The following is a 25,730-nucleotide window of genomic DNA, read 5'->3' as shown; positions in this document are numbered from 1 at the left end:
ACTAAAGTAATAACTTTACATGTTCACATTCAGGCCGCAACTACACCATTAGATTCTTGTTGACGCCCAAAACCAAACCCGTATCATCAGCGCCAACAGGACTACCGCACTTAAGTCCCGCCCCACACTTAGATTCATTATTCACCCCATGCCCACCAGGCATTGCGGAAAGACTTCACCTAAAGAACACGTAAAACATATTACAGAACCACACGAAATCAGACGCACCCATACAATATGCAAGTCAAAAAAATCATTTACACCGCTATCGCAGCACCAGGCTCAGGCAAAACGCAAAAACTTCTCGACAACATCCCCAAACTAACCCTAGACGGAAAGCTGCTAGTCCTCGCACTACCTACCATCGCTTTAATCAAGGAAGTAGCATTTCGAGCATCTGACGCCGGGCTGTCATACCAAGCCATTTACCATGGTTGCGATACTCGCGTAGTTGATTGCCTAGAGCAGGCACTATGGGAAAAGAACGATTACCTTATCATATGCACACAAGAATCATTAAAAAAGGCGAACCCAAAGTTACTAGCTTGCTGGACGGTTATCATTGACGAACTTCCAAAGGTCGTCGAGTACCACGACTACCCCTTGGACCCTTTAGAGCTTAAACGCCTATTTGATTACCTTTACGAAAAAGGCGGACAATTATTTATCAAAGAGGGCGAGAAAGAGAAGGTGGAAAAGCAATTAGCGACAAACAGGTCAGACGCTAATGGCACAGACTGCTCGACACTTGGAAACTCAGGAGCACAAGTATTCCGCCTATTACTAATGGGTGTTGAAGTTTTCATTGATGAGATGCAGCACAATAAAAAGCGACATGTAAGGGCAGTGGAGGAAATTAAGTCCTGGTGGAGGATTTTCACATCAGCTAGAGAGAGTCACATTCTTGCCGCCAATGTATTGAAGACTGAGTTCCATGTGCTTGCCAAGGCCAATAACTTTGAATTTGCAGATTCGCCCCTCACACCCGACCATTTGCCCTACAAATGCAGGATTAAAATCTACCCCATTATGCGTAAGGGAGAAATTTTCAGCAAAGCCAAAATGCTTCACCCCCACAATGATGAGACGAAAATAAACATTGCACTCAAACTAATCATGAAACACGTCAAGTCCACCCCATTACTCTTAGCAAATAAATGGGCCAAACTAGAACACACACCCGATGTCTGCTACCTGCCCAAAGATTGCAGAGGCCTGAACCAGTATACACATGCCACAGAAGCAATCATCATGTTCGGAGGCAATCCAAGCCCATCGGACAGCAAAGGAATAGCATACCTGGAAACCAAATACGGAATTGAGTTCGAAAGTGCATTTATCACTACCAGACTGCTGGAGCCAGCTTTACAAGCAGCGGCTCGCTCAGCTGTACGCATTCCGAGCAACACCGATGAGATCACCTTTTACGTCCCTGATTACCGAGTTGCAGAATACTTTAAGTCCACTTACTTTCCAGGAGCCACTGTTGAATGGTCCCTAGCAGACTCGATACCCATGCAAAGTGACGGGAGAACACTCTGCAAGAAAAAAGAAGCAGAGGTTCAGAGGCGTCTGGAACTAAATGAAAGCGCCGTAGCAATCAACAAAGCAACTGGTGTTTCCAGGGCAAAAATTGCTCTAATAAAAACCGCCCTCGAAGCAGCGTGACCTGTAACATATCCTAAAAGACTTCTTAGGAAAGGTTACACCCCAAGCACTATCCAATTTTTATAGCCCCCATCTCAGCACATGGTCATACAGAGCATGGAGGGTGCCCCCTTCACCCTTGAAACTTACGAGTTTTATTTAACCATATGTAACACGCATGCCAAAATAAAACAAACCCGTGCCGAAGGCACGTTGAACAACTTTATATCCAGCAGGGGACGGAGGGCAGCACCCCTCCCTCACCTTAAAATAAAATCAATTTAACGTATTAACCGTAACGCACGTCACGACGAAGTTAACCTGTGCCGCAGGCACATCGCGTAACGTTACATTAAGCAGGGGAAGGAGGGTGATACCCCCTCCTCCACCTCAAGATTAACCCACTTAAACAAATTGATCCGTGACGCACTGCGTCACAATTAACATACTCAGATTTGCAATCCAGAAAGATGGTGGGGCTTTGGCTCCTGCCCCACACCCTCCAACACAAAGTTAATTTAATACTTAATGTGTACCCGCAACGGTACGTTGCAATTCAATCAGGGTGGGCGGACGTGCCCCAACCACCCCTACCATTCAACTTAGACTTTACACTGCATCCTCTACTAGAACATCCACTGGGAGGAAAACCAACTTATACCAGCCACCACTGCCATTGAGTAACCTACAACTTGAGTAGACTTCTTATTCTTGAACGGGCCTAGGTATCCCTTACCTGCCTTCGAAACTATGACCTTGTAGCCTAGCTTATTCAGCTTAGTTACATCCTCGAGGTTCAGGACGCCATGGTCATCTGGTGATGGAAGCAGCATGACATACCACCCCTTCTCCGACTCTGGCAAGACTTCTGCCCTGTACAACTCAATCGGTGACTTTGCACATAGGGGACTAACGTAATCAAAATTCTTATCATCCATAACCACCGCCTCCCAATCATCCCCATCCATTGGAAACGCAATATACGGAGTAAATCCAATGTAACCACCAGCGTAGTTTTTTACGTTTGCCTCACCGCATACAACACCCCATGGCTTCACCTGCTCGTTCCGGTATTGAGCGGACTGGGGGTCAGTCATCTGCGCCTCCAACGCAATACGCGCCTTGGAGGTTGAATCATCACAACCTGACAGCAGCAGTGCACCAACCACAAACACGCTTTGGAACGTCACTCTCATCGTTTACTTCCTGTGTATTGTCGAAGGCTCGCCAACGCTCGTTCCTGCCGTACCGTAAGGCACGAATGGAACGGTTTCGTCGTGAGCACGGGATGGGAATTAAGCCAGCAATGGCTTTGGCAATACTCCATTGCGGAGACGTCATAGCCACTGCTGGATACTGCTTATCTGACTACCCCATATTGCCGAGGCAAGTCAGGGTGCACTTATCAAACCCCGAACAAAAATCGGTGGTTGGCTAGAACCATTTTCAAAGTCTGGAAATCCGAGTCAGTGAATGCCGAATGGACTACGCATTTGAGAAATCCAAGCCGCAGTGCTTTTTCATCAACCGACTCCACCCAGCCGTACTCGATGAGGCTTGAGATTGCACGGTGCACCCGCTCCTCCCTGAACGTAAGAAAATCAGGTAGCAGCGTGGTGTCGACACTCACCGCACGGCTACTGTCCATACGCATAAGGAGAAGGAGCATCACTGCCACCTTATCCTCGTTCAGGGCGCTGTACGCCGCCAATGCCTCAAATGCGTATCGTGGAACACAAACCGTTTGGTCATTGGCTACATTTTGATCAGTCATGAGTCGTCCTCTGCTAAGCAGCTTGTTGAATAAGCATGGTTTTAGGTCTTGCGGGACTTGCTCAACTCGCTGGACTTGCCGACTAACTGGACTCGCTGACTTACCCGACGACTGCCTTTGACTGGGCATCGACGCCGTACACCGTGGACTGACTTAGAGGGTCCGTGTGGGGCACCGCTTTGGATGCCTAACTGACCTGCATGTCACGATTAGTGTGTTCACGATTAAAGCACACTCGCTGACCATTGGGGAATGCCTGCACCTCCCCCTTCACCAGCGCTCCAGAAGCAATTCGGCACCCGAGTCAGGGTGCTCCGCATGGCTATGGGCATGAGCCAGGAAGCGTTCGCAGATCGGTGCGGCTTCGCCCGAACCTACATGTCTCGCATCGAAACGGGTGGTGCCAACCCATCCATCAATGCCATCAAGGTGTTAGCTGACGCCCTGGGCGTGAGTATTTCAGCCCTTTTTGAAGGCCTGTGATTCGGTCAAAAACTAATTCGGTAACTACCAGTTAACTACCGTCGGTACTGGCAGCATGCGCCCCTACGACCAGCAATTTTCATCGCACGCCCTGAATTCATTGGCATTGCGGAGGATTGGGTTTAGCCATACCCCCCCCCCGCTAGCCTTTAACCACAGAAAAAACATGGTTATGCGGTACTTACTTGCTACTCTGCCCGCTGCTTTCAGAAGTCAGTCTTGGTAAAGGTTTGAGTAAGGCCTGTTTCAGACGAAGTTACATAGAGGGTTTCACCCGCCACCTGAAACGTTAGCGCAGCATCCCACTCACCTTCACGCCAACGCCCCCAACTGGCAGTGTCAGTAAAGAAGGCTGACCAGATGATCCGATCCCCGACTACCTTGCATCTGTAACGAAAACGATCACCATCAGGGCGACTATAGCTTATTTCGGGCATATCACCCCGTCGCATAGTTTTCATGGTGTCTGCTGGTCGGCCCATCTCCATCGCTATCGCTGCCTTGCAGAGTTGATCAGAGCTGAATCCACCCGCGTGGACATAGCCTGGTAGAGCGATGGCAACAGCTAGAAGTGCTTTATGCACATTCATGAGAATGCTTCCTTTCCTATTGCCAGGTTGATGCGTTCTAGCACATCCACGACCTACTGTTCACTGTGTGGTTTAGGGTGTGCTTCATGCACCACAAGCGAAGTGGCTGGAAACCCGCTCAAAGCATCCTTGAAATTGTGTCATTAAATACCTTTACCGACCTTATGTGACACAGTAGTATGTGACACACCCAAACTGTCACAGAGCAACCTACTATGTTCATCCGTGCTTATCTTCGGGCATCGACTTCCGAACAGGACGCGACACGGGCAAAGCAATCATTGATCGATTTCGCTGCTGAACAAGGTCATAAGATCGCAGCCTTCTACATCGAGAACGCTAGCGGCGCCAAACTTGAACGCCCACAGTTGTTCCGCCTTCTGGATGACAGCCACGAAGGTGACGTGCTGTTGATCGAAGGGGTAGATCGGTTATCCAGGCTGAGTCAGGATGATTGGGCACTTTTGAAGGCCAGAATAGCGGCCAAGAAGGTAACTGTAGTGTCCCTCGACCTAAGCACCAGTCACGCGGTCTTGAAGCCCGCCGATGGAATGGACGACTTCACGAAGGGGATGATTGCAGCTGTGAACGGCATGTTGCTGGACATACTAGCCGTAGTAGCACGCAAAGATTACGAAGACCGTCGCCGTCGTCAGGCCCAGGGCATCGCTACAGCCAAGGCAGAGGGTGCGTACAAAGGCCGCCCAGCTAACCTTGATCTGCACAAGCGGGTTAGTGAACTACTGGCAGACGGAAAGAGCATCCGGAAGGTGGCCGAGCTGTTGAAGTGCAGTACCACGACGGTACAGAAGGTTCGCCAGTTGAACGCCCTGGACGCAGCACACGAAGCGTTCAGAAAGGAATACGCAATCCTCGATGAGAAGATTGAGCAATCCCACATGCCCAACGGCCGTGATCTCACTGAGGCGGATTACCAATCCTGGATGGACAAGAAAGAGGCGCTGGAGAAGGCCGGCCAAGTACCCCAGGAGTAAGGGGGGTACATTCAAACACAACTGGAACAGGGTGCTGTAAACCCCTACGCTGCGGTATCAGCCCCAGAGTGAGCACACCATGGAAGACCGGGACGCAACAATAGCAAACACGTTGGAGTTGCTGCATATGAACCACACTGCCTTACGGGCAGCGATAGAGGAAGTCAGTACATGGGTTAGGCAGCGAGGTTCCGTGAATGTACACGACAGCACAATGACCCGCCTCCAGGCCCTTGATGACAACGCCGATGCCATCGCCACAGCGATAGAACGCCTTCGTAGCTAACCCCGTAACGGCGGGGTTTTCTTCGCCTCAGATATTTTGGATAAATAACCGATGCCAGTGAGTTGGTACGGGAATGGCTCTTAACCTCGACCGCCTGTTATACGGCTCTTTCAAAGGGCGCAATGGTAATCAGCAGAAGAAAAAATGATAAGGCCCCGCAGATTAGAATCTGCGGGGCCTAAGGGTGCATGGCTCATGCATTAAACGATTACGACAACCAGCCAACTGAAACATCCAGTTCTAGTCTGTGCGGTTAGCCAGCGGAAACTTGACTATGCACCCAAATCGTTTACATACTCCAAAACTTTCGAAAGCAAATATTGCTGAATGTGGCCGACAGTCATAGAGCTTTGCTGCTCGGGGATTTCTCCAACTATACCTACGCCAGTGGTACGCCAGGTAGGCTCAATACAAACCAACCTACCATCGGCAAGATCAATCATAATATCCGGCTGGAGATTACTTTTAGGATCAAGCTTCCGCTGCTCCGCAGTTACCACACCCCCAATACCGACATCTTCAAGGCCTCGCGCAATACATGCGGCAAGAGCTTTATTCATGGCCTTGTCTGACTTGGACGCTAGCTGTTGCACGCGCTTATATTCATCCGCGGTTTCAACAGATGCTGCCCTAATCGTTGCAGCATTCGATGACTGAGCACCAGTCAACAACTGAAAGAACCTGGCAACTTGAATAGCAGAACTAGCGTTAGCTGCGGATTCCTTTTTCTTATTCAGCTTATCAGTGATAGCAGCATCACCAAATGCACGAATGGCACTGACAGCTACGTTAGGAGTTAGCTCGAAAAGCCTCACATCCAAATGCCGCAGCAAAAATGCCACTTGATGACGTTTCTTTCGCCACTCACCCAGATAGCCAGTAGTCGAATCACCCGCATCAAGTACAGCAATCATGCGGTCAATATCAATTCTCTTTTCCGTCCCCTGGGTAAGGTTAGCAACCGTGAGGCTCAATTCACGGGTATCATCCCCACCCACGAGAATCCAGACACTTGGCAGCCGACGCTCTTTAAGAGTGTCCCCGAACTGGTTATTAAGCTCTTGCGATTTAGCTTCCAACAAGCTGTAAAACTGACTAATGGTGGCACTTCTCTGCAGCATGGGCTGAACAACCTCAACACCAAGCCCGAAAGCCTCGAGCCCCTGCCCAGAGTTCAATGAGCGAGCTGTAATATCAGCTACCTCAAAATAGGCAGACTTGGGCAAGCCTGTAAATTCGTAACGCCCACGAGACGCAAAGTCAACAATACTGTCACTGCCGACAGCCCAAGCAGTTGACTGGATCAATTCCGCTGAAGTTTCATCCGTTATTGGCCAAATTACAAGCACACGCCCTTCACGAGTCCTGAAAGTACGACGTAGCTCCTCGAAGAAGCTACGAAGCTCCGACTCTACCAGGTTTGGATTATCACGCTCCAGCATTACAAAAACTTGGCCAGAAACGGGTGAACTGCCAAGACTACGAATTTCGGCAGCTGCCTCAGCAAGAGAGAACTTGTCTGAAATGGGTGTTACATGTGCACCTGCATAGAACCGAGGCAGAGTACTCAAAAATGTTGTTTTGCCGGAGCCTGAGGGCCCGACAAATAGCTCAAATCGGCCAAGCCCGCCATTAGACACTTGCCGAAGAAGCTGCTCGATTCGAGCCGTAGCATCAGGCACTTTCCGAACGATTTGAGTGAGGTCAGCCTCTTTCTCGACGGCGGCATCCTGCAAGCTTTCATAGCGTTTGGGGAGAAGAAGGTTGGTAATCACTTAATCATCCTGAATCACGTGGGCTAATTCGTACGGAGCATTTGCTAGCTCGACTGTAACCCCTGATGCAACCGCAAGGCCGCCGGGGCAGCGTATCTTACCAAAAAATGCTCAGCATTCCTGCTTACGCATGATGAGCTGGCTACGTTGCGCAGCCCTAATGGCAAGGGGCTTGGAGTCAGAAGGCGCCGAAGATAACATAGGACTATTGTGCACCACTCCGGTGTACCTAAGCACTGTTCCACTTCGAGATTTTCAGCGAGAAAAGTCCTTTAAAATCAAGGACTTACGTAATGGAGGCGGCCCCACCAGCCACACCCCGGCACTCGATGTTCCCGCTATGGCTGCTCCCTTCCGGGCCTGACCAGGTTAACGGGTAATCAATGCGGGGGGACCGATGGGGCCACCACTACATGCCTCGCTGAGCAGCGAGTGGCGCCATTGTACCGGTCTTTGGGGCAGATACAACCACTGCGACAGAAAAAGTCATCATTTCTCAATGACTTGTCAGGGTCGAGACGGCCTGGACGGGCCTCTTCGCGGGTAAACCCGCTCCTACGGGCGACCGCGCAGGCTTTTCAAGTATTGAGCAAGACAGTTGCCCCCCACAGGGGGGCACGGATGCCTAGACCGCTATGCCCTGTTCGGCCAGGAATGTGACGAAGGCATCTTCGTCCAGTACCTTCACACCCAGCTCAGCAGCCTTGGCCAGCTTGGAACCTGCCCCCGGCCCTGCCACCACGCAGTGGGTCTTGCCGGAAACGGAACCGGCAACCTTGGCCCCCAGGCTTTCCAGCTTTTCCTTGGCAATGTCCCGGCTCATGCGCTCCAGCGTACCGGTCAGCACCCAGGTCTGGCCGGCCAGCGGCAAGCCTTCGGCCACCTTCTTCTCGCTGCTCCAGTGCATGCCGAACGCCAGCAACTGCGCTTCGATGTCCCGGGCCAGTTTCTGGTTTGCTTCATCCTTGAAGAACTCACGCACTGCGTCGGCCTGCTTGGCCGCCAGGGCTTGGCGCAGGTCAATGCCGTCGGCGGCGATGATCTTGTCCAGGCTGTCGAGCTTGGCCACCAACTTCTCGGCACCGGTCGGGCCGACGGAGGCAATGTCGAGCTTGGCGATCATCCCGGCCAAGGTGGTGCTGGCGGCAAATTCGGCAGCCAGCTCACCTTCGTCCTGCAACTGCATACCGCTGTCGAGCAGCTGCTGGATAACCTTCTGGTTGTGCTCGTCTTCAAAGAAATTGTGGATCTCGTAGGCCACTTCGAGACCAATGTCCGGCAAATAGGTCAGCACCTGCGGCAATGCCTGCTGCACGCGCGCCAGGCTGCCCAGCGAGCGGGCCAGCACCTTGGCAGTCTCCTCGCCGACATCCGGGATGCCCAGCGCGTAGATGAAGCGCGCCAGGCTCGGGCGCTTGCTGGCTTCGATGGCATCCAGCAGCTTCTGGGTCGACACCTCGGCAAAGCCTTCAAGGCCGACGACCTGCTCGAACTGCAGCTTGTACAGGTCAGCCGGCGAGCCGATCAGGCCCTCATCCACCAACTGCTCGACACTCTTCTCACCCAGGCCGTCGATGTCCATGGCACGGCGCGACACATAATGAATGATCGCCTGCTTGAGCTGCGCGCCACAGGCCAGGCGGCCGACGCAGCGGTACACCGCCCCTTCGCTGGTGGTTTCCTTGCCTTTGCTGCGTTTGACCAGCTGGGTGCGCTCGACCTGCGAACCACACACCGGGCACTCGCTTGGCACCTCTACCGGGCGGGCGTCTTGCGGACGACGCTCCAGCACCACCTGCATCACCTGCGGAATCACGTCGCCGGCCCTGCGAATGATCACCGTGTCGCCGATGCGCAGGCCCAGGCGGGCGATTTCGTCCATGTTGTGCAAGGTGGCGTTGGACACGGTCACACCGGCCACCTTGACCGGTTTCAGCCGCGCTACAGGCGTTACGGCACCCGTACGGCCAACCTGGAACTCAACGTCCAGCACCTCGGTCAGCTCTTCCATGGCCGGGAACTTGTGGGCAATCGCCCAGCGCGGCTCTCGGGCGCGGAAGCCCAGCTCGCGCTGGGCGGCCAGGCTGTTGACCTTGAACACTACACCGTCGATCTCATACGGCAGGCTGTTACGCCGCTCGCCAATGTCGCGGTAGTAGGCCAGGCATTCTTCGATGCCCGCCGCATGCTTGAGCTCGCGGCTGATCGGCAGGCCCCAGGCCTTGAGTTGCTCGAGTATGCCGATGTGGCTGTCGCCGATGCTTTCGGACAACTGGCCGACGCCATAGCAGCAGAACTCCAGCGGGCGGCTGGCGGTGATTTTCGAGTCCAGCTGGCGCAAGCTGCCAGCGGCGGCATTGCGCGGGTTGGCGAAGGTCTTGCCACCGGCCTCGGCCTGGGCGGCATTGAGCCGGTCGAAACCGGCCTTGCTCATGTACACCTCGCCGCGCACCTCCAGCACTGCCGGCCAGCCCTTACCCTGCAACTTGAGCGGGATGTTGCGCACGGTGCGTACGTTGGCGCTGATGTCTTCGCCAGTGGTGCCGTCGCCCCGGGTGGCGCCCTGCACCAGCTGTCCGTCGCGGTACAGCAGGCTCACGGCCAGGCCATCGAGCTTGGGTTCGCAGCTGTAGTCGACCGCACCCGGCTGATCGAGGCCTTCTACCACGCGGCGACCGAACTCACGCAAATCGGCTTCTTCGAAGGCGTTGCCCAGGCTGAGCATGGGCACTTCGTGGCGCACCTGGCTGAACGCAGCCAAGGCAGCGCCGCCAACGCGCTGGGTGGGCGAGTCGGGGGTTACCAGGTGCGGGTGTTCGGCTTCCAGCGCCTTGAGCTCGTTGAACAGGCGGTCGTATTCGGCATCAGGCACGCTGGGCTCGTCGAGCACGTAGTAGCGATAGTTATGCTGATCGAGCTCGGCACGCAGTTCGAGGATACGGGTTTCGGCGGTCATGGGATTTGTCTTCTCTTGCAAAGCAAAAGAGCAGCTTGGGGTGTGCGTGGAGTTTTAGGTGTCTATTGACTGTGCCGGCCTCTTCGCGGGTAAACCCGCTCCTACGAGGGCATCACATGCCTTTGTAGGAGCGGGTTTACCCGCGAAGAGGCCGGCACAGGCAACGACGATACCCGAACCGGCCAGCACGCCCTCAGGCTGCTCTTTCGTCTGGATCTGTCAGCGTTTCTGGGTCAGCGCACGGCGCTCGAACTCGACGATACGCTGGCGGTAGTGCTCGATGGTCTGGGCAGTTAGCACGCTGCGCTGGTCATCCTTGAGCTCACCGTTCAGTTCGTGGGCCAGCTTGCGTGCCGCGGCAACCATCACGTCGAAAGCCTGCTTCGGATGACGCGGGCCCGGCAAGCCGAGGAAGAAGCTCACAGCGCGAGTGCTGAAGTGATCGATGTCGTCCAGGTCGAACACGCCAGGCTTGACTGCGTTGGCCATCGAGAACAGCACCTCGCCGTGACCGGCCATGCTCTCGTGGCGGTGGAAGATGTCCATTTCGCCGAAGCGCAAGCCGCTTTCCAGGATGTTCTGCAGCAGCGCCGGGCCCTTGAAGCCACCCTCGTCGCGAGAGATCACGCTGATGACCAGCACCTCTTCGGCGGGTGGCAACTCCTTGACGCTGCTGCTGGCAGGCGCTGCGCCGCTGCTACGGTTGTTGTCGGCGGCAAAGTCGTCATCGCTGTCGGCAAACAGGTCGGGCTCGCGCTGCTCGGCGCTCAGGTTCAGGTCACCCTGCTGCACATCGGCAGCCGCACTGGCACGCTTGCCGCGCTTGCTGGCCTTGACCGGCTTGGGCTCACGCTCGCGATCACGCGCAGATGCGCTGAGCGACGGCAGGTCGCTTTCGTCCAGCTCAGGCTCCTTGTGGGTATCGAGCACGCGCGACGGGCCGAGCACTTCGGCACTGCCACCCTCTTCGTCCGGCAGGTTGGAATAACTGCGATCCAGACGGAATTTCAACTTGCCTTTCCCGCCGCGCATGCGGCGCCAGCCGTCGAAAAGAATCCCGGCGATAACAATGATGCCGATGAGGATCAGCCACTCGCGCAGACCGATTTCCATGTAATCCCGTGCCTCTATAAAAATATGCTTGAAAACAAAGGGTTCAAAGCCCTTTAACACGTGGCGCCAACTCTATGTTCTGACAGGCGTTTTACCCACGCAAAAAACGAGTGACATTAAGCTAGCACGACCAAAGACAACTTTACACCGTCTGTCGCACACGGCGGGGGCATTTCGCTGCAGAATGTGCCCCTATCGTCGTGCATCAAGCGTCGACCATGGCCATGGCCGCCTCCACATCAACTGCAACAAGGCGTGAACAACCCGGCTCATGCATGGTTACCCCCATCAATTGGTCCGCCATCTCCATGGCAATCTTGTTATGGGTGATGTAGATGAACTGCACGCTTTCACTCATTTCCTTGACCAGACGCGCGTAGCGCCCGACGTTGGCATCGTCCAGCGGTGCATCGACCTCGTCGAGCATGCAGAACGGTGCGGGGTTCAACTTGAAGATGGCAAACACCAGCGCCAAGGCGGTCAGTGCCTTCTCGCCGCCGGACAGCAGATGGATGGTGCTGTTCTTCTTGCCCGGCGGTCGCGCCATGATCGTTACCCCTGTATCGAGTAGATCTTCGCCCGTCAGTTCCAGATAAGCGCTGCCACCACCGAAAACTTTTGGGAAAAGTGCCTGTAATCCGGCATTTATCTGATCAAAGGTATCCTTGAAGCGGTTGCGGGTTTCCTTGTCGATTTTGCGGATGACGTTTTCGAGGGTCTCCAGCGCTTCGACCAGGTCGGCGTCCTGAGCGTCCAGGTATCGTTTGCGCTCGGACTGCTGCTCGTATTCTTCGATGGCCGCCAGGTTGATCGCCCCCAGGCGCTGGATGCGCGCTTCAAGCTGCTCCAGTTCCTGTTCGGTACCCTGCTCGCTGGCCTCGGTTTCCAGGGTGGCGAGCACGCCTTGCAGGTCATAGCCGTCGGCCAGCAACTGCTCTTGCAGGGTCTTGCGCCGCACATCCAGGCCCTGGCACTCCAGGCGCAGCTGCTCCAGTTGACCACGCAGCAGCTGGGCCTGCTGCTCGGCCTGGGTGCGGCGTTTTTCGGCATCGCGCAGTTCGCGGTCAGCTTCGTCCATGTGCAGGCGAGCCAGGCGCATTTCCTCGTCGACGCTCATGCGCCGCTCCAGCAGCTCCTCCAGCTTCAGGCGCAGTTCTTCCTGCGGGGCTTCACCCTCCTCCAGGTTCAGGCTTAGTTGTTCCTGGCGCTCGGTCAGGCGCGCAGCTTGCAGTTCCAGGCGCTCCAGCGCCTGGCGGGTAGAGTCGTGCTGGGCACGCAACGACCCCAGGCGCACCGCCAGCTGGTGAGCGTGGTCCTTGTGCTGGCGGGCCTCCTGACGCACCCGGTCAAGGCTTTCGCGCAGGGTGTCGCGGCGGGCCATCAACTGTTCGCGCTGCTCGGTGTCCTGGGCCATGAGCTCCAGAGCCTCTTGCAGCAGCAGGCGTGCTTCGCCCAGTTGCTCGTGTTCCAGGGCGCGCTGCTCTTCCAGCTCGCCCAGCTCTTCGTGCAGGCGGCGGCGGCGCAGCTCGACCTGCTCGGCGCGCGCGCGGCTGGCCGAAAGACTGGCCTTCAGCTCGCCGTGCAGGCGGTTTTCATCCTGTGTGCGGCGGCGCAACTGTTCGCGCTGCTCCTCCAGGTCCAGTTGCTGCTCGCGCAGGGCCTGCAACTGTTGATCGAGCTGTTCCAGCGCCGCTTCCTGCTCCAGTTGTTCCTGGCTCAGGCGTTCGATTTCCTGGCCGCGCGCCAGCACGCCGCCTTCGGCCTCGCCACCTCGGCGTACCCGCAGGAAGTGCCGGCCGACCCAGTAGCCATCACGACTGACCAGGCTCTGCCCTTCGCCGAGCGACGCGCGCTGCTCCAGTGCCTGAGCCAGGTCTTCCACAGGCCTGACCTGGCCCAGCCAGGGCGCCAGGTCGATACGGCCCTCAACCTTCTCCAGCAAGCTGCCGGGCAACGTCGCCCCCGCGCCGACGGCCAGCAGCAAACGCAGCTCACCCTGTTCCAGGCCCGCAAAATCGAGGTCGTTGAAATCGTCCACCAGCACAGCCTGCAGATCGGCGCCAAGCACCGTCTCTACCGCCAGCTCCCAACCCGGCTCCACCCGCAAGCCTTCGGCCAGCCGCGGCTGTTGCTCCAGCCCTTGGCCGTGCAGCCATTGCGCAGCACCTGCGCCCGGCTCCAGGGCGGCCTGCTGCAAGGCTTCAAGCGAGGCCAGGCGCCCGCCCAGGCGCTGCAGGTCGCCCTGTGCCTGCTGTTGCGTCCGGGTGGCCTGCTGCAGTTGCTCGCGCGCGCTTTCCAGGCGCTCGATCACCTGCTCTTCGCAGAGCTGCAGTTCTTCCAGCAGCATTTCGCTGCTGGCCAATTGCTCGGCCAGTTCGAACATGGCGGCATCCTGCGGGTCGCTGCCCAGTTGCTCGCGCTCCTCGACCAACTTGCGCTGGCGCTCGGCCTGGCGCTCAAGGCTGGTTTCCAGCTGCTGCAGGCGCGCTTGCTGCACTTCGGCCTGGCGGCGCGGTTCGGCGGAGCGGCTGTTGAAGCTGTCCCACTGCTCCTGCCAGCCGTGCATGCCCAGCTCGGCCTCTTCAAGCGCGGCAGCGGCTTCCTCGGCAGCCGCCAGGGTCATTTCCTGCTCGGGTTCGAGCATGACCAGCTCTTCGCCCAGGGTTGCCAGCAAAGTACGGTCGTGCCCCAGGTGCGATTCGGTTTCCAGGCGTGTGCGCTCGGCTTCCTTGAAGTCGTCCTGCAACTGCCGCAGGCGCTGCTGGCCATGCTGAATGCTCTGCTCGACCCGGGCGATGTCACCGGCCACCGAATAGAAACGGCCCTGCACCTGGTTGAAGCGTTCGGACAGTTCGTGATGACCGTCGCGCAGGCGTTCGATACTGGCATCGGCATTGCGCTGCTCGGCCACCAGTGCCTCATGAGAAACGCCCTGGTCGCCGATCACCGACTCGCGCTGGCGGACTTGTTCGTCCAGGCCTCGCCAGCGCAAGGCAGACAGGCGCGCTTTCATCTGCCGCTCCTGAGCCTTGTACTCACGGTACTTCTCGGCGGCCCGGGCCTGGCGATGCAGACGCTCCAGCTGGCGCTCGAGCTCTTCGCGCAGGTCGGTCAGGCGCGCCAGGTTTTCCTGGGTGCGGCGGATGCGGTTCTCGGTTTCGCGGCGGCGCTCCTTGTATTTGGAAATGCCCGCCGCTTCCTCGATGAAGTTGCGCAGCTCCTCGGGCTTGGCCTCGATCAGCTTGGAGATCATGCCCTGCTCGATGATCGAGTAGCTGCGCGGCCCCAGACCCGTCCCGAGGAAGATATCGGTGATGTCACGCCGGCGGCACTTGGTGCCGTTGAGGTAATAGCTGTTCTGCCCGTCGCGGGTAACCTTGCGGCGGATCGAAATCTCGGCGTAGGCGGCATACTCGCCGACCAGGGTGGTTTCGCTGTTGTCGAACACCAGTTCGATACTGGCCTGGCTGACCGGCTTGCGGCCACTGGAGCCGTTGAAGATGACGTCGGTCATCGACTCGCCGCGCAGGTTTTTCGCCGAACTTTCGCCCATCACCCAACGCACCGCGTCGATGATATTGGACTTGCCGCAGCCGTTTGGGCCGACCACGGCCGCCATGTTGCTGGGGAAGTTGACCGTGGTCGGGTCGACGAACGACTTGAACCCGGCCAGGCGAATGCACTTCAGGCGCATCGGTCAGCCTCTGGCCAGTGCCGCCAGCACCAGTTCGCAGCTGCGCTGGCCATAGGCGGTGAGCACCTCGCGAATGCGCGGCAGGTCGCGGGAGACCACGGCTTCGAGCAGGCGGGCGAACAGGTCGAGATAGTCGATCATGTTGGCCTGGCGCTGGTCCAGCGACAGGTAATAGGCACGGCTCATGGCCGGTTGCAGGTTTTCCACGGTTTCCTGCAGGAACGGGTTGTCGGCGAACGGATAGGCCGCACGCATGACCGCAAAACTGTCGGCGACGAAGGTCTTGATGTCGAGCTGGTCATGGGCACGCTGCAGCCGCTGCTGGATCTCCAGAAACGGGCGCAGGTCGGCTTCGGTGCGCCATTTTTGCGCAACCGCATTGCCCAGCAGGATGTAGAACTCGCCCATCAGCGAGCACAGGCTACGAACGCTGCGTTCGTCCAGTTCGGTGACATGGGCACCACGTCGCGGCAGGATCGCCACCAGATGGCGGCGTTCGAGGATCAGCAGTGCTTCGCGCACCGAGCCGCGGCTGACGTTGAGCGCCTGGGTAACCTTCTGCTCCTGGATACGTTCGCCCGGCGCCAGCTCGCCGCGGATGATGCGTTCGGCCAGGTAATCGGCAATCTGCTCGGAGAGGCTGTCCGGGGCCTTGAACGTCATGGTTTTCCTTCAAAATCATTGAACTGGGCACAAGGGGCGAATTGTAGCGTACTTGGGCGGTAATCGCGCAGAGGGGCCAGGTGGTTTATTTGACCTGTCAGACAGCCACGCGCTCGGCGCGATCTATGCTTGGAATAGAGGCAGTGTGTGCAGCTGGGCATGGATACGTGCATTTTCTTGACCTTTGAGTCAGAAAAATATTGACCTGCCAGACAGGTCTTGCTTAGAGTCCGCCCAACAACAATAAAACCATTGCGAGGCCATCCCCGTGATCCAGTTTCTCGTCAACCAGGAGCTGCGTAGTGAGCACGCCCTGGACCCTAACATGACAGTGCTGCAGTACCTGCGCGAGCACCTGGGCAAACCCGGCACAAAGGAGGGCTGCGCCAGTGGTGACTGCGGTGCGTGCACCGTGGTGGTCGGCGAACTGAGCCAGGACGACCAAGGCAACGACAGCCTGCGCTACCGCAGCCTCAATTCGTGCCTCACCTTTGTGTCGTCGCTGCACGGCAAGCAACTGATCAGCGTCGAGGGGCTCAAGCACCAAGGCCAACTGCACAGCGTGCAACAGGCCATGGCCGATTGCCATGGATCGCAGTGCGGCTTCTGCACCCCCGGCTTTGTCATGTCGTTGTTCGCCCTGCAAAAGAACAGCAGCGGCCCTGACCTGCACCAGGCCCAGGAAGCCCTGGCTGGCAACCTGTGCCGCTGCACCGGTTACCGGCCGATCCTCGACGCCGCCGAGCAGAGCTGCCGCCAGCCCTGCCGCGACCAGTTCGATGCCCAGCAGGCGCAAACCATCAGCCGCCTCAAGGCCATTGCCCCGACCCAGACCGGCGAGCTGAACAGCGGCGACAAGCGCTGCCTGGTGCCGCTGACCGTGGCGGATCTGGCCGACCTGTACAGCTCGCACCCCGAAGCGCGGCTGCTGGCCGGTGGTACCGACCTGGCGCTGGAAGTCACCCAGTTCCACAAGACCTTGCCCGTGATGATCTACGTCGGCCACGTGGCCGAGCTCAAGCGCATCGAGAAAACCGCCAGCCACCTGGAAATCGGCGCCGCCACCCCGCTCACCGACTGCTATGGCGCGCTTAACGAGGAGTATCCCGACTTCGGCGCCCTGCTGCACCGCTTTGCCTCACTGCAGATACGCAACCAGGGCACCCTCGGCGGCAACATCGGCAACGCCTCGCCAATCGGCGACTCGCCACCCCTGCTGATCGCCCTGGACGCGCAGGTGGTGCTGCGCCAGGGTGAACGCCAACGGGTGATGCCACTGGAAGACTACTTCATCGACTACCGCATCACGGCTCGCCAGGACAGCGAGTTCATCGAGAAGATCATCGTACCGCGCGCCTCCAGTGACTGGGCGTTCCGCGCCTATAAAGTGTCCAAACGCCTGGACGACGACATCTCCGCCGTGTGCGCAGCCTTCAACCTGAGCATCGAAGACGGTGTGGTCAGCGGTGTGCGGATCGCCTTCGGCGGCATGGCGGCGATACCCAAGCGCGCCCGTGCCTGCGAGGCAGCGTTGCGCGGCAAGCCGTGGAACCAGGCCGCCATCGAGCGCGCCTGCCAGGCCCTGGCCGAGGACTTCACCCCGCTCAGCGACTTCCGCGCCAGCAAGGAATACCGCCTGCTGACCGCGCAGAACCTGCTGCGCAAGTACTTCATCGAACAGCAAACGCCGCACATCGAAACCCGGGTGACCGCTTATGTCTAACCATCACGTAGCCAAGAGCCAGGCCGAGATGGCCGAACTGTTCAGCCAGGACCTGACCACCGGGGTCGGCCGCAGCGTCAAGCACGACAGCGCCGACAAGCATGTATCCGGCGAGGCTGTGTACATCGACGACCGCCTGGAATTCCCCAACCAGTTGCACGTCTACGCCCGCACCGCCGACCGCGCCCATGCGCGCATCCTGCGCATCGACACCACGCCGTGCTATGCCTTCGAGGGTGTGCGCATTGCCATCACCCACGAAGACATCCCCGGCCTGAAGGACATCGGCCCGGTGGTGGCCGGCGACCCATTGCTGGCCATCGACAAGGTCGAGTTCTTCGGCCAGCCGGTGCTCGCTGTCGCTGCCCGCGATCTTGAAACCGCACGTAAAGCGGCCATGGCCGCCATCGTCGAGTACGAAGACCTGGAGCCGGTGCTGGACGTGGTCGATGCACTGCGCAAGAAGCACTTCGTGCTCGACAGCCACACCCACCAGCGCGGCGATTCGGCTGCCGCCCTGGCCAGCGCCCCGCACCGCATTCAGGGCACCCTGCACATCGGCGGCCAGGAGCACTTCTACCTCGAAACGCAGATTTCCTCGGTCATGCCCACCGAAGACGGCGGCATGATCGTCTACTGCTCCACGCAGAACCCCACCGAAGTGCAGAAACTGGTCGCCGAAGTGCTCGACGTGCCGATGAACAAAGTGGTGCTGGACATGCGCCGCATGGGTGGCGGTTTTGGCGGCAAGGAAACCCAGGCCGCCAGCCCGGCATGCCTGTGCGCGGTAGTCGCGCGCCTGACCGGCCAGCCAACCAAGATGCGCCTGCCGCGGGTCGAAGACATGACCATGACCGGCAAGCGCCACCCGTTCTACGTCGAGTATGACGTGGGCTTCGACGACAACGGCCGGCTGCACGGTATCAATTTCGACCTGGCCGGCAACTGCGGCTATTCGCCCGACCTGTCCGGTTCGATCGTCGACCGCGCCATGTTCCACTCCGACAACGCTTACTACTTGGGCGATGCCACCGTCCACGGGCACCGCTGCAAGACCAATACCGCCTCCAACACCGCCTACCGCGGCTTTGGCGGCCCACAGGGTATGGTCGCCATCGAGCAGGTGATGGACCATATCGCCCGTCATCTGGGCTGTGACCCACTGGCCGTGCGCAAGGCCAACTATTACGGCAAGACCGAACGCAACGTCACCCACTACTACCAGACCGTCGAGCACAACATGCTCGAGGAGATGACCGCCGAACTGGAAGCCAGCAGCGACTACGCCGAACGCCGCGAGTCGATCCGCCGCTTCAACGCCAACAGCCCGATCCTGAAGAAAGGCCTGGCACTGACACCGGTCAAGTTCGGCATTTCGTTCACCGCCACCTTCCTCAACCAGGCCGGTGCACTGATCCATATCTACACCGACGGCAGCATTCACCTGAACCACGGCGGCACCGAAATGGGCCAGGGCCTGAACACCAAGGTGGCCCAGGTGGTGGCGCAGATCTTCCAGGTGGACTTCAGCCGCATCCAGATCACCGCCACCAACACCGACAAGGTACCCAACACCTCGCCAACCGCAGCGTCGAGTGGTGCCGACCTGAACGGCAAGGCGGCGCAGAACGCGGCCGAAATCCTCAAGCGGCGCCTGACCGAGTTTGCCGCACGGCACTATCAGGTGACCGAGGAAGACGTCGAATTCCGTAACGGCCATGTGCGGGTGCGCGACCAGATCGTCAGCTTTGAGCAACTGGTGCAGCAGGCTTACTTCGCTCAGGTGTCGCTGTCCAGCACCGGGTTCTACCGCACACCGAAGATCTTCTACGACCGCAGCCAGGCCCGCGGCCGGCCGTTCTACTACTTCGCCTTTGGCGCTGCCTGCGTGGAAGTGATCGTCGATACGCTGACCGGCGAATACAAGATGTTGCGCGCCGACATCCTGCACGACGTGGGCGATTCGCTGAACCCTGCGATCGACATCGGCCAAGTGGAAGGCGGTTTCATCCAGGGCATGGGCTGGCTGACCACCGAAGAACTGGTGTGGAACGCCAAAGGCAAGCTGATGACCAACGGCCCGGCCAGCTACAAGATCCCGGCCGTGGCCGACATGCCACTGGACTTGCGGGTGAAGCTGGTGGAAAACCGCAAGAACCCGGAGGACACCGTGTTCCACTCCAAGGCCGTGGGCGAGCCGCCGTTCATGCTCGGCATTGCCGCCTGGTGCGCGATCAAGGATGCCGTGGCCAGCCTCGCCAACTACCGCGTGCAGCCACAGGTGGACGCGCCGGCAACACCGGAGCGGGTGCTGTGGGGCTGTGAGCAGATGCGCAAGGCGGTGGCTGCCACTCAGTCCGCAGAACCGGAGCTGGAAACCGTCACCCAGTAACGCCGCGCTCCGCTTTTTCTGTGGGAGCGGCCTTGTGTCGCGAAAGGGCTGCGCAGCAGCCCCAAATATGTATGTTGCTTTAAATATTCTGGGGCCGCTTCGCGCCCCTATCGCGACACAAGGCCGCTCCCACAAAGAAGCGGACCGCGTTGACCTGAAGAGGATCTGCATCATGCACCAATGGATCAACGCCCTCGCCGACCACCAGTCCCGTGGCGAAGCCTGCGTGCTGGTGACCATCATCGAGGAACGCGGCTCGACACCGCGCAATGCCGGCTCGAAGATGGTGGTCAGCGCCAGCGGTCTGTTCGACACCATCGGCGGCGGCCACCTGGAATACAAGGCGCTGCACATCGCCCGGCAAATGCTCGAAGCGCAGCGCACCACGCCGCACCTTGAGCGCTTCAGCCTCGGCGCCAGCCTGGGCCAGTGCTGCGGCGGCGTGACCGTGCTGCTGTTCGAACCCATGGCCGCCGTGCAGGCTCAGATCGCCGTGTTCGGCGCGGGCCATGTCGGCAGGGCTCTGGTACCCTTGCTCGCGGCGCTCCCCTGCCGGGTGCGCTGGATCGACTCGCGTGAACAGGAATTCCCCGAGCTCATCCCCAACGGGGTGACCAAGGTGGTCAGTGAAGAGCCGGTCGACGAAGTCGCAGACCTGCCGCCCGGCAGCTACTGCATCGTCATGACCCACAACCACCAGCTCGACCTGGAACTGACCGCCGCCATTCTCAAGCGCAACGATTTCACCTGGTTCGGCCTGATCGGCTCGAAGACCAAACGGGTCAAGTTCGAGCACCGCCTGCGCGAGCGAGGCTTCGACGAGGCCGTCATGGCACGCATGCGCTGCCCGATGGGCCTGGCCGAGGTCAAGGGCAAGCTGCCCATCGAGATCGCCGTGTCTATCGCCGGTGAAATCATTGCCACTTACAACGCCTGCTTCGGCCAGCACGACGCTGCCGCCAATGCCGGCCCCATTGCCCAATTGCTGCCGCCCTCCCGCCGCAGCCAAGCCATTTGACGAGTGTGTTATGACCGTTACCCGCAAAGCCTACCGTGCCGCCATCCTGCACAGCATTGCCGACCCGGCCGAGGTGGGCCTGGAGGCTTCCCATGAATACTACGAAGACGGCCTGCTGGTGGTCGACGATGGCCGCATCAGCGCCGTTGGGCACGCCAGTGAACTGCTGCCGACGCTGGATGCCGGCATCCCGGTCGAGCACTACCAGGACGCGCTGATCACCCCGGGCTTCATCGATACCCACATCCACTTCCCGCAGACCGGCATGATCGGTTCGTACGGCGAGCAGTTGCTGGACTGGCTGAACACCTACACCTTCCCGTGCGAAAAGCAGTTCGCCGACAAAGGCCACGCCGACCAGGTGGCGAAGATCTTCCTCAAGGAACTGCTGCGCAACGGCACCACCACTGCGCTGGTATTCGGCAGCGTGCACCCGGAATCGGTCAACGCCCTGTTCGAAGAGGCCGAGCGCCTGGACCTACGCCTGATCGCCGGCAAAGTGATGATGGACCGCAATGCCCCAGACTACCTGACCGACACCGCCGAGTCCGGCTATGCCGAAAGCAAGGCACTGATCGAGCGCTGGCACGGCAAAGGCCGCCTGCACTATGCAGTCACCCCGCGCTTCGCCCCGACCAGCACGCCGCAACAGTTGACCCTGGCCGGCCAACTGCTCAAGGAGCACCCGGGCGTATACATGCACACGCACCTGTCGGAAAACCTCAAGGAAATCGACTGGGTCAAGTCGCTGTTCCCCGAGCAGAAGGGTTACCTGGACGTCTACGACCACTTCGAGCTGTTGGGCGAGCGCTCGGTGTTCGCCCACGGCGTGCACCTGTGCGACGACGAGTGCCAGCGCCTGGCCGAAACCGGCTCGGCCGTGGCCTTCTGCCCCACCTCCAACCTGTTCCTCGGCAGCGGCCTGTTCAACCTGCCCCAGGCCGAGCGGTTCAAGGTCAACGTGGGCCTGGGTACCGACGTGGGCGCCGGCACCAGCTTCTCTCTGCTGAACACGCTGAACGAGGCATACAAGGTGATGCAGCTGCAAGGCGCGCGCCTGCACCCGTACAAATCGCTGTACCTGGCCACCCTCGGCGGCGCTCGCGCGCTACGTCTGGACGACCGTATCGGCAGCCTGCGCCCGGGTAACGATGCCGACTTCGTGGTGCTGGACTACAAGGCCACGCCACTGCTGGACTATCGCATCCAGCAGTCCAACAGCATCGAAGAAACCTTGTTCGTGCTCACCACCCTGGGCGATGACCGTACCGTGCGTGAAACCTACGCCGCCGGGCGCTGCGTGCACCAGCGCTAAGGTTCTTTCGCCAGGCCCCGATACAGCGCGCCGCCGATTGCAGCACCGATCAGCGGCGCCACCCAGAACAGCCACAGCTGCTGCAGGGCCCAGCCACCGACGAACAAGGCCGGCCCCGTGCTACGCGCGGGGTTGACCGAGGTATTAGTCACCGGGATCGAGATCAGGTGGATCAGGGTTAGGGCCAGGCCGATGGCGATCGGTGCAAAACCTGCCGGTGCGCGGGCGTCGGTCGCCCCCATGATGACCACCAGGAACATCGCCGTCATCACCACTTCACTGACAAAACCCGCACCCAGCGTATAGCCACCGGGCGAATGGTCGGCGTAGCCGTTTGAAGCCAACCCCGAAGACAGCTCGAACCCGGCCTTGCCGCTGGCGATGAGGTAGATCACCCCGGCCGCCAGGATGGCACCGATCACCTGGGCGATCACATAAGGCAGCAGCTCTTTGGCCGGGAAGCGCCCGCCAACCACCAGCCCGAACGACACGGCAGGGTTTAGATGGCAACCCGAGATATGGCCGATGGCAAAGGCCATGGTCAGTACGGTGAGGCCGAAGGCGAAGGCGACACCGAGCACACCGATGCCGAGAGGGGAACTGGCTGCGAGTACCGCACTGCCACAGCCACCAAGGACCAGCCAGAAGGTGCCGATCAGTTCGGCACCCATGCGTTTACCGAGGGACATGCTCATGAATCCATTCCTCAAGAAGTTGAACGCAACGAATGCGCAAGCCCAACTGCTTGATGAAGGTTTGCTCACAAGAATTTAGCAGACCTTTGGGTTATGGCCAGTAGTGGCTAGGGGCTGATTTGCAGCCCCTCGATCACACCGGCAAACGTTCAACCCTTGACGGAAACCTTGGGCTTTTTCAGCAAATGCGAGAACACCGCATGCAAATCGTCGGAGGCGCTCTCCTCGTCCAGGTTCAGCTTGCTGTCGATGTGGTCCATGTGATGCATCATCAGGCTCACGGCCTGCTCGGCATCGCGCGCCTCGATGGCATCGATGAGCTGCATGTGCTCATCGTAAGAGCAGTGCGAGCGGTTGCCGCTTTCGTACTGGGCAATGATCAGCGAAGTCTGCGATACCAGGCTGCGCTGGAAACTTACCAGCGGTGCATTGCCCGCCGCTTCGGCCAGCTTGAGGTGGAACTCACCGGACAGGCGAATGCCGGCACCCCGGTCACCGCGCGAAAAGCTGTCGCGCTCCTCACGCACCATCTGCCGCAGCTCGTTAAGCTGATCGGGGGTGGCATGCTGCACCGCCAGCTCGGTGATGGCGCGTTCGACCATGCGCCGCGAGAAGAACACCTGGCGCGCCTCTTCTACAGTCGGGCTGGCCACCACCGCGCCGCGGTTCGGCCGCAGCAGCACCACGCTTTCGTGGGCCAGGCGCGACAAGGCGCGGCGGATGATGGTGCGGCTGACGCCAAAGATCTCGCCCAGCGCTTCCTCACTCAACTTGGTGCCCGGAGCCAGACGCTGCTCGAGGATCGCCTCGAAAATATGCGCGTAGACGATGTCGTCCTGGGTACCGCTGCGGCCGGCCTTGCCGACTCGTGCAGGTTTTTTCAGAGGTTGCAGCTGTTCGTTCATGGGCTCTCGAGGCACGAAGAGAAAGTATGGCGCCATTGTACACAGGCTGAGGCGATTCCGCAGGGGGCGTTTTACCTATATAGCCGTTGTACGACGCATTGCGCATACAAAACATAAAACATTATTTGCTTTATTTGTACACAAAAGCATAATCCACCGAGCAACTTCTTGACCCTTGAGTCAACAAAAAAGGTCAGACGTCTGCCTTCCCTCGCGGAGCCGCCAAGTGCATTGCGCAGGAAACTGGCTCCATAACAACAAGAAAGACTTGAGGAGTACCCGCTGTGGAAAGCCGCAAATCCGAAGCCCCTACGCTGGATCTCGCCCCGCCGCTCGAAACGAGCTGGCTGGAGCGGATTTTCAAACTCAAGCAACACGGCAGCACTGTCAAAACCGAAATGATCGCTGGGGTGACCACCTTCATCACCATGGCCTACATCATCTTCGTCAACCCCAACATCATGGCCGACGCCGGCATCGACCATGGTGCCGCTTTTGTCGCCACCTGCATCGCCGCCGCGCTGGGCTGCCTGCTGATGGGCCTGTACGCCAACTGGCCGGTGGGCCTGGCGCCGGGCATGGGGCTCAATGCTTTCTTTACCTACACCGTGGTCGGCACCATGGGCTACAACTGGGAAACGGCGCTCGGGGCGGTATTCGTCTCCGGCGTGTTGTTCATGTTCCTGACCTTGTCGAAAGTGCGCGAATGGCTGCTCAACAGCATCCCGGTCAGCCTGCGCCATGCCATGGGGGCCGGCGTCGGATTGTTTCTCGGGCTGATCGGCCTGAAGACCGCAGGCATCATCGTCGACAGCCCCGCCACCCTGATCAAGCTGGGCTCGTTGCATGAGCCGGGGCCGCTGCTGGCGGCCGTGTGCTTTCTGCTGATCGCCATCCTCAGCTACAAGCGGGTATTCGGCGCGATCCTGATCAGCATCATTGGTGTCACCCTGGCGGGCTGGGGCCTGGGCCTGGTCAAGTTTGGCGGGGTGATGTCGATGCCCCCAAGCCTGGCACCGACCTGGATGGCCATGGACGTGGCTGGCGTGTTCAATGTCAGCATGATCAGCGTGGTGCTGGCGTTCCTGTTCGTGCACATGTTCGACACTGCCGGCACGCTGATGGGGGTTGCCCAGCGAGCGAACCTGGTAGCGCCGGACGGGCGTATCGAAGGCCTGTCACGCGCCTTGAAGGCCGACAGTGCTTCCAGCGTATTCGGTGCTGTGGTCGGCGTGCCCCCAGTGACCAGTTATGTGGAGAGTGCCGCAGGTGTCGCCGCAGGTGGCCGTACCGGTTTGACGGCCGTGGTGGTCGGCTTGCTGTTCGTCGCAGCGATGTTCTTCGCCCCGCTGGCGGGGATGATCCCGGCCTACGCGACAGCAGGCGCACTGATCTACGTGGCAATGCTGATGATGGGCAGCATGGCGCACATCCATTGGGACGAAGCCACCGACAGCATTCCGGCGATTGTCACGGTCATCATGATGCCGCTGACCTTCTCCGTTGCCGATGGTATCGCGCTGGGTTTCATCACCTACGTCGCGTTGAAGGCAGGTACCGGCAAGTACAAGGAAATCTCGGCCAGCCTGTGGGTACTGTGCGCAATCTTCATTGCCAAGTTCGTGTTCCTCTGAGCAAGGGCGCTTGGCTTTAGATTTCCAGTGTTCTCGAAATCGAGCGCCGCACGCGCGGCGCATCGCGAGCAA

The 25,730-nt window shown here is 59.0% G+C and carries 17 protein-coding genes, 1 other RNA gene and 1 pseudogene; 8 read left to right on the top strand and 11 right to left on the bottom strand.

All coding sequences use genetic code 11. The features are described 5' to 3' along the window. The first annotated feature begins 237 nt into the window (after nt 1-237). Nucleotides 238-1,668 carry a hypothetical protein gene (locus tag REH59_RS08395; protein ID WP_320450481.1) on the top strand — a complete coding sequence of 477 codons (1,431 nt, stop codon included), beginning with the start codon at nt 238-240 and terminating at the stop codon, nt 1,666-1,668. Between the two features lie 605 nt (nt 1,669-2,273). On the opposite strand, the gene REH59_RS08390 is transcribed toward REH59_RS08395, so the two are convergent. Next, nucleotides 2,274-2,843: a hypothetical protein gene (locus REH59_RS08390; protein ID WP_320450480.1), complete on the bottom strand. Its 570-nt coding sequence runs from the start codon at nt 2,841-2,843 to the stop codon at nt 2,274-2,276. Between the two features lie 209 nt (nt 2,844-3,052). Beyond that, nucleotides 3,053-3,421 carry a hypothetical protein gene (locus REH59_RS08385; protein ID WP_320450479.1) on the bottom strand — a complete coding sequence of 123 codons (369 nt, stop codon included), beginning with the start codon at nt 3,419-3,421 and terminating at the stop codon, nt 3,053-3,055. 318 nt (nt 3,422-3,739) lie between these two features. Between REH59_RS08385 and REH59_RS08380 the strand changes: the two genes are divergently transcribed. Next, nucleotides 3,740-3,904 (top strand): helix-turn-helix domain-containing protein, encoded by a 165-nt coding sequence (locus REH59_RS08380; protein WP_320450478.1) that lies wholly within the window; start codon nt 3,740-3,742, stop codon nt 3,902-3,904. A 206-nt stretch (nt 3,905-4,110) separates the two neighbouring features. Here REH59_RS08380 and REH59_RS08375 read toward each other — a convergent pair whose 3' ends face one another. Further along, complete coding sequence (locus REH59_RS08375) at nt 4,111-4,494, bottom strand: hypothetical protein (RefSeq protein WP_320450477.1); 384 nt, start codon at nt 4,492-4,494, stop codon at nt 4,111-4,113. Between the two features lie 215 nt (nt 4,495-4,709). Here REH59_RS08375 and REH59_RS08370 point away from each other — a divergent pair. Next, a pseudogene (locus REH59_RS08370) lies at nt 4,710-5,312 on the top strand (recombinase family protein); the annotation flags it as partial. A 735-nt stretch (nt 5,313-6,047) separates the two neighbouring features. Here REH59_RS08370 and REH59_RS08365 read toward each other — a convergent pair. The 6 genes from REH59_RS08365 to REH59_RS08340 all read right to left on the bottom strand — a co-directional run bounded on the left by REH59_RS08365 (nt 6,048) and on the right by REH59_RS08340 (nt 15,976). Beyond that, nucleotides 6,048-7,550 (bottom strand): ATP-binding protein, encoded by a 1,503-nt coding sequence (locus REH59_RS08365; RefSeq protein ID WP_320450476.1) that lies wholly within the window; start codon nt 7,548-7,550, stop codon nt 6,048-6,050. 303 nt (nt 7,551-7,853) lie between these two features. Further along, nucleotides 7,854-7,950: signal recognition particle sRNA small type (gene ffs, locus REH59_RS08360), an RNA gene on the bottom strand. A 225-nt stretch (nt 7,951-8,175) separates the two neighbouring features. Next, nucleotides 8,176-10,506 (bottom strand): NAD-dependent DNA ligase LigA, encoded by a 2,331-nt coding sequence (gene ligA, locus REH59_RS08355; protein WP_014859414.1) that lies wholly within the window; start codon nt 10,504-10,506, stop codon nt 8,176-8,178. 219 nt (nt 10,507-10,725) lie between these two features. Continuing rightward, nucleotides 10,726-11,619, bottom strand: coding sequence for a cell division protein ZipA (gene zipA / locus REH59_RS08350; protein ID WP_003254313.1), 894 nt, complete (start codon nt 11,617-11,619; stop codon nt 10,726-10,728). 205 nt (nt 11,620-11,824) lie between these two features. Further along, entirely contained in the window at nt 11,825-15,313 is a 3,489-nt protein-coding gene (gene smc / locus REH59_RS08345) for a chromosome segregation protein SMC (RefSeq protein WP_320450475.1), read from the bottom strand. A gap of 3 nt (nt 15,314-15,316) precedes the next feature. Then, the gene (locus REH59_RS08340; protein WP_003254317.1) at nt 15,317-15,976 is read right to left on the bottom strand and encodes a GntR family transcriptional regulator; all 660 of its coding nucleotides are present in this window, start codon (nt 15,974-15,976) and stop codon (nt 15,317-15,319) included. A 268-nt stretch (nt 15,977-16,244) separates the two neighbouring features. On the opposite strand from REH59_RS08340, the gene xdhA reads away from it, so the two are divergent. The 4 genes from xdhA to guaD all read left to right on the top strand — a co-directional run bounded on the left by xdhA (nt 16,245) and on the right by guaD (nt 22,424). Next, entirely contained in the window at nt 16,245-17,699 is a 1,455-nt protein-coding gene (gene xdhA, locus REH59_RS08335) for a xanthine dehydrogenase small subunit (protein WP_003254319.1), read from the top strand. Further along, nucleotides 17,692-20,091, top strand: a complete 2,400-nt coding sequence (xdhB, locus tag REH59_RS08330) for a xanthine dehydrogenase molybdopterin binding subunit (protein ID WP_014859416.1) — start codon at nt 17,692-17,694, stop codon at nt 20,089-20,091. The genes xdhA and xdhB overlap by 8 nt, the downstream gene beginning before the upstream one ends. Nucleotides 20,092-20,263: 172 nt before the next feature. Beyond that, nucleotides 20,264-21,109 (top strand): xanthine dehydrogenase accessory protein XdhC, encoded by an 846-nt coding sequence (xdhC, locus tag REH59_RS08325; RefSeq protein ID WP_003254321.1) that lies wholly within the window; start codon nt 20,264-20,266, stop codon nt 21,107-21,109. A gap of 10 nt (nt 21,110-21,119) precedes the next feature. Further along, nucleotides 21,120-22,424 carry a guanine deaminase gene (gene guaD / locus REH59_RS08320; protein ID WP_003254322.1) on the top strand — a complete coding sequence of 435 codons (1,305 nt, stop codon included), beginning with the start codon at nt 21,120-21,122 and terminating at the stop codon, nt 22,422-22,424. On the opposite strand, the gene aqpZ is transcribed toward guaD, so the two are convergent. Both aqpZ and REH59_RS08310 read right to left on the bottom strand, forming a co-directional pair. Next, nucleotides 22,421-23,119 carry an aquaporin Z gene (aqpZ, locus tag REH59_RS08315; RefSeq protein WP_014860254.1) on the bottom strand — a complete coding sequence of 233 codons (699 nt, stop codon included), beginning with the start codon at nt 23,117-23,119 and terminating at the stop codon, nt 22,421-22,423. The genes guaD and aqpZ overlap by 4 nt on opposite strands. Nucleotides 23,120-23,268: 149 nt before the next feature. Beyond that, a complete protein-coding gene (locus tag REH59_RS08310; protein ID WP_004577063.1) occupies nt 23,269-24,024 on the bottom strand; it encodes a GntR family transcriptional regulator in 756 nt (251 codons plus the stop codon). Nucleotides 24,025-24,308: 284 nt separating this feature from the next. Here REH59_RS08310 and REH59_RS08305 point away from each other — a divergent pair, with 284 nt between their 5' ends. Beyond that, a complete protein-coding gene (locus REH59_RS08305; RefSeq protein ID WP_004577064.1) occupies nt 24,309-25,658 on the top strand; it encodes an NCS2 family permease in 1,350 nt (449 codons plus the stop codon). Nucleotides 25,659-25,730 lie beyond the last annotated feature (72 nt).

The sequence above is a fragment of the Pseudomonas sp. BO3-4 genome (assembly GCF_034044115.1).
In the GTDB taxonomy this organism is placed as follows: Bacteria; Pseudomonadota; Gammaproteobacteria; order Pseudomonadales; family Pseudomonadaceae; genus Aquipseudomonas; species Aquipseudomonas alloputida.
This window is presented reverse-complemented; position numbering and strand designations above follow the sequence as displayed.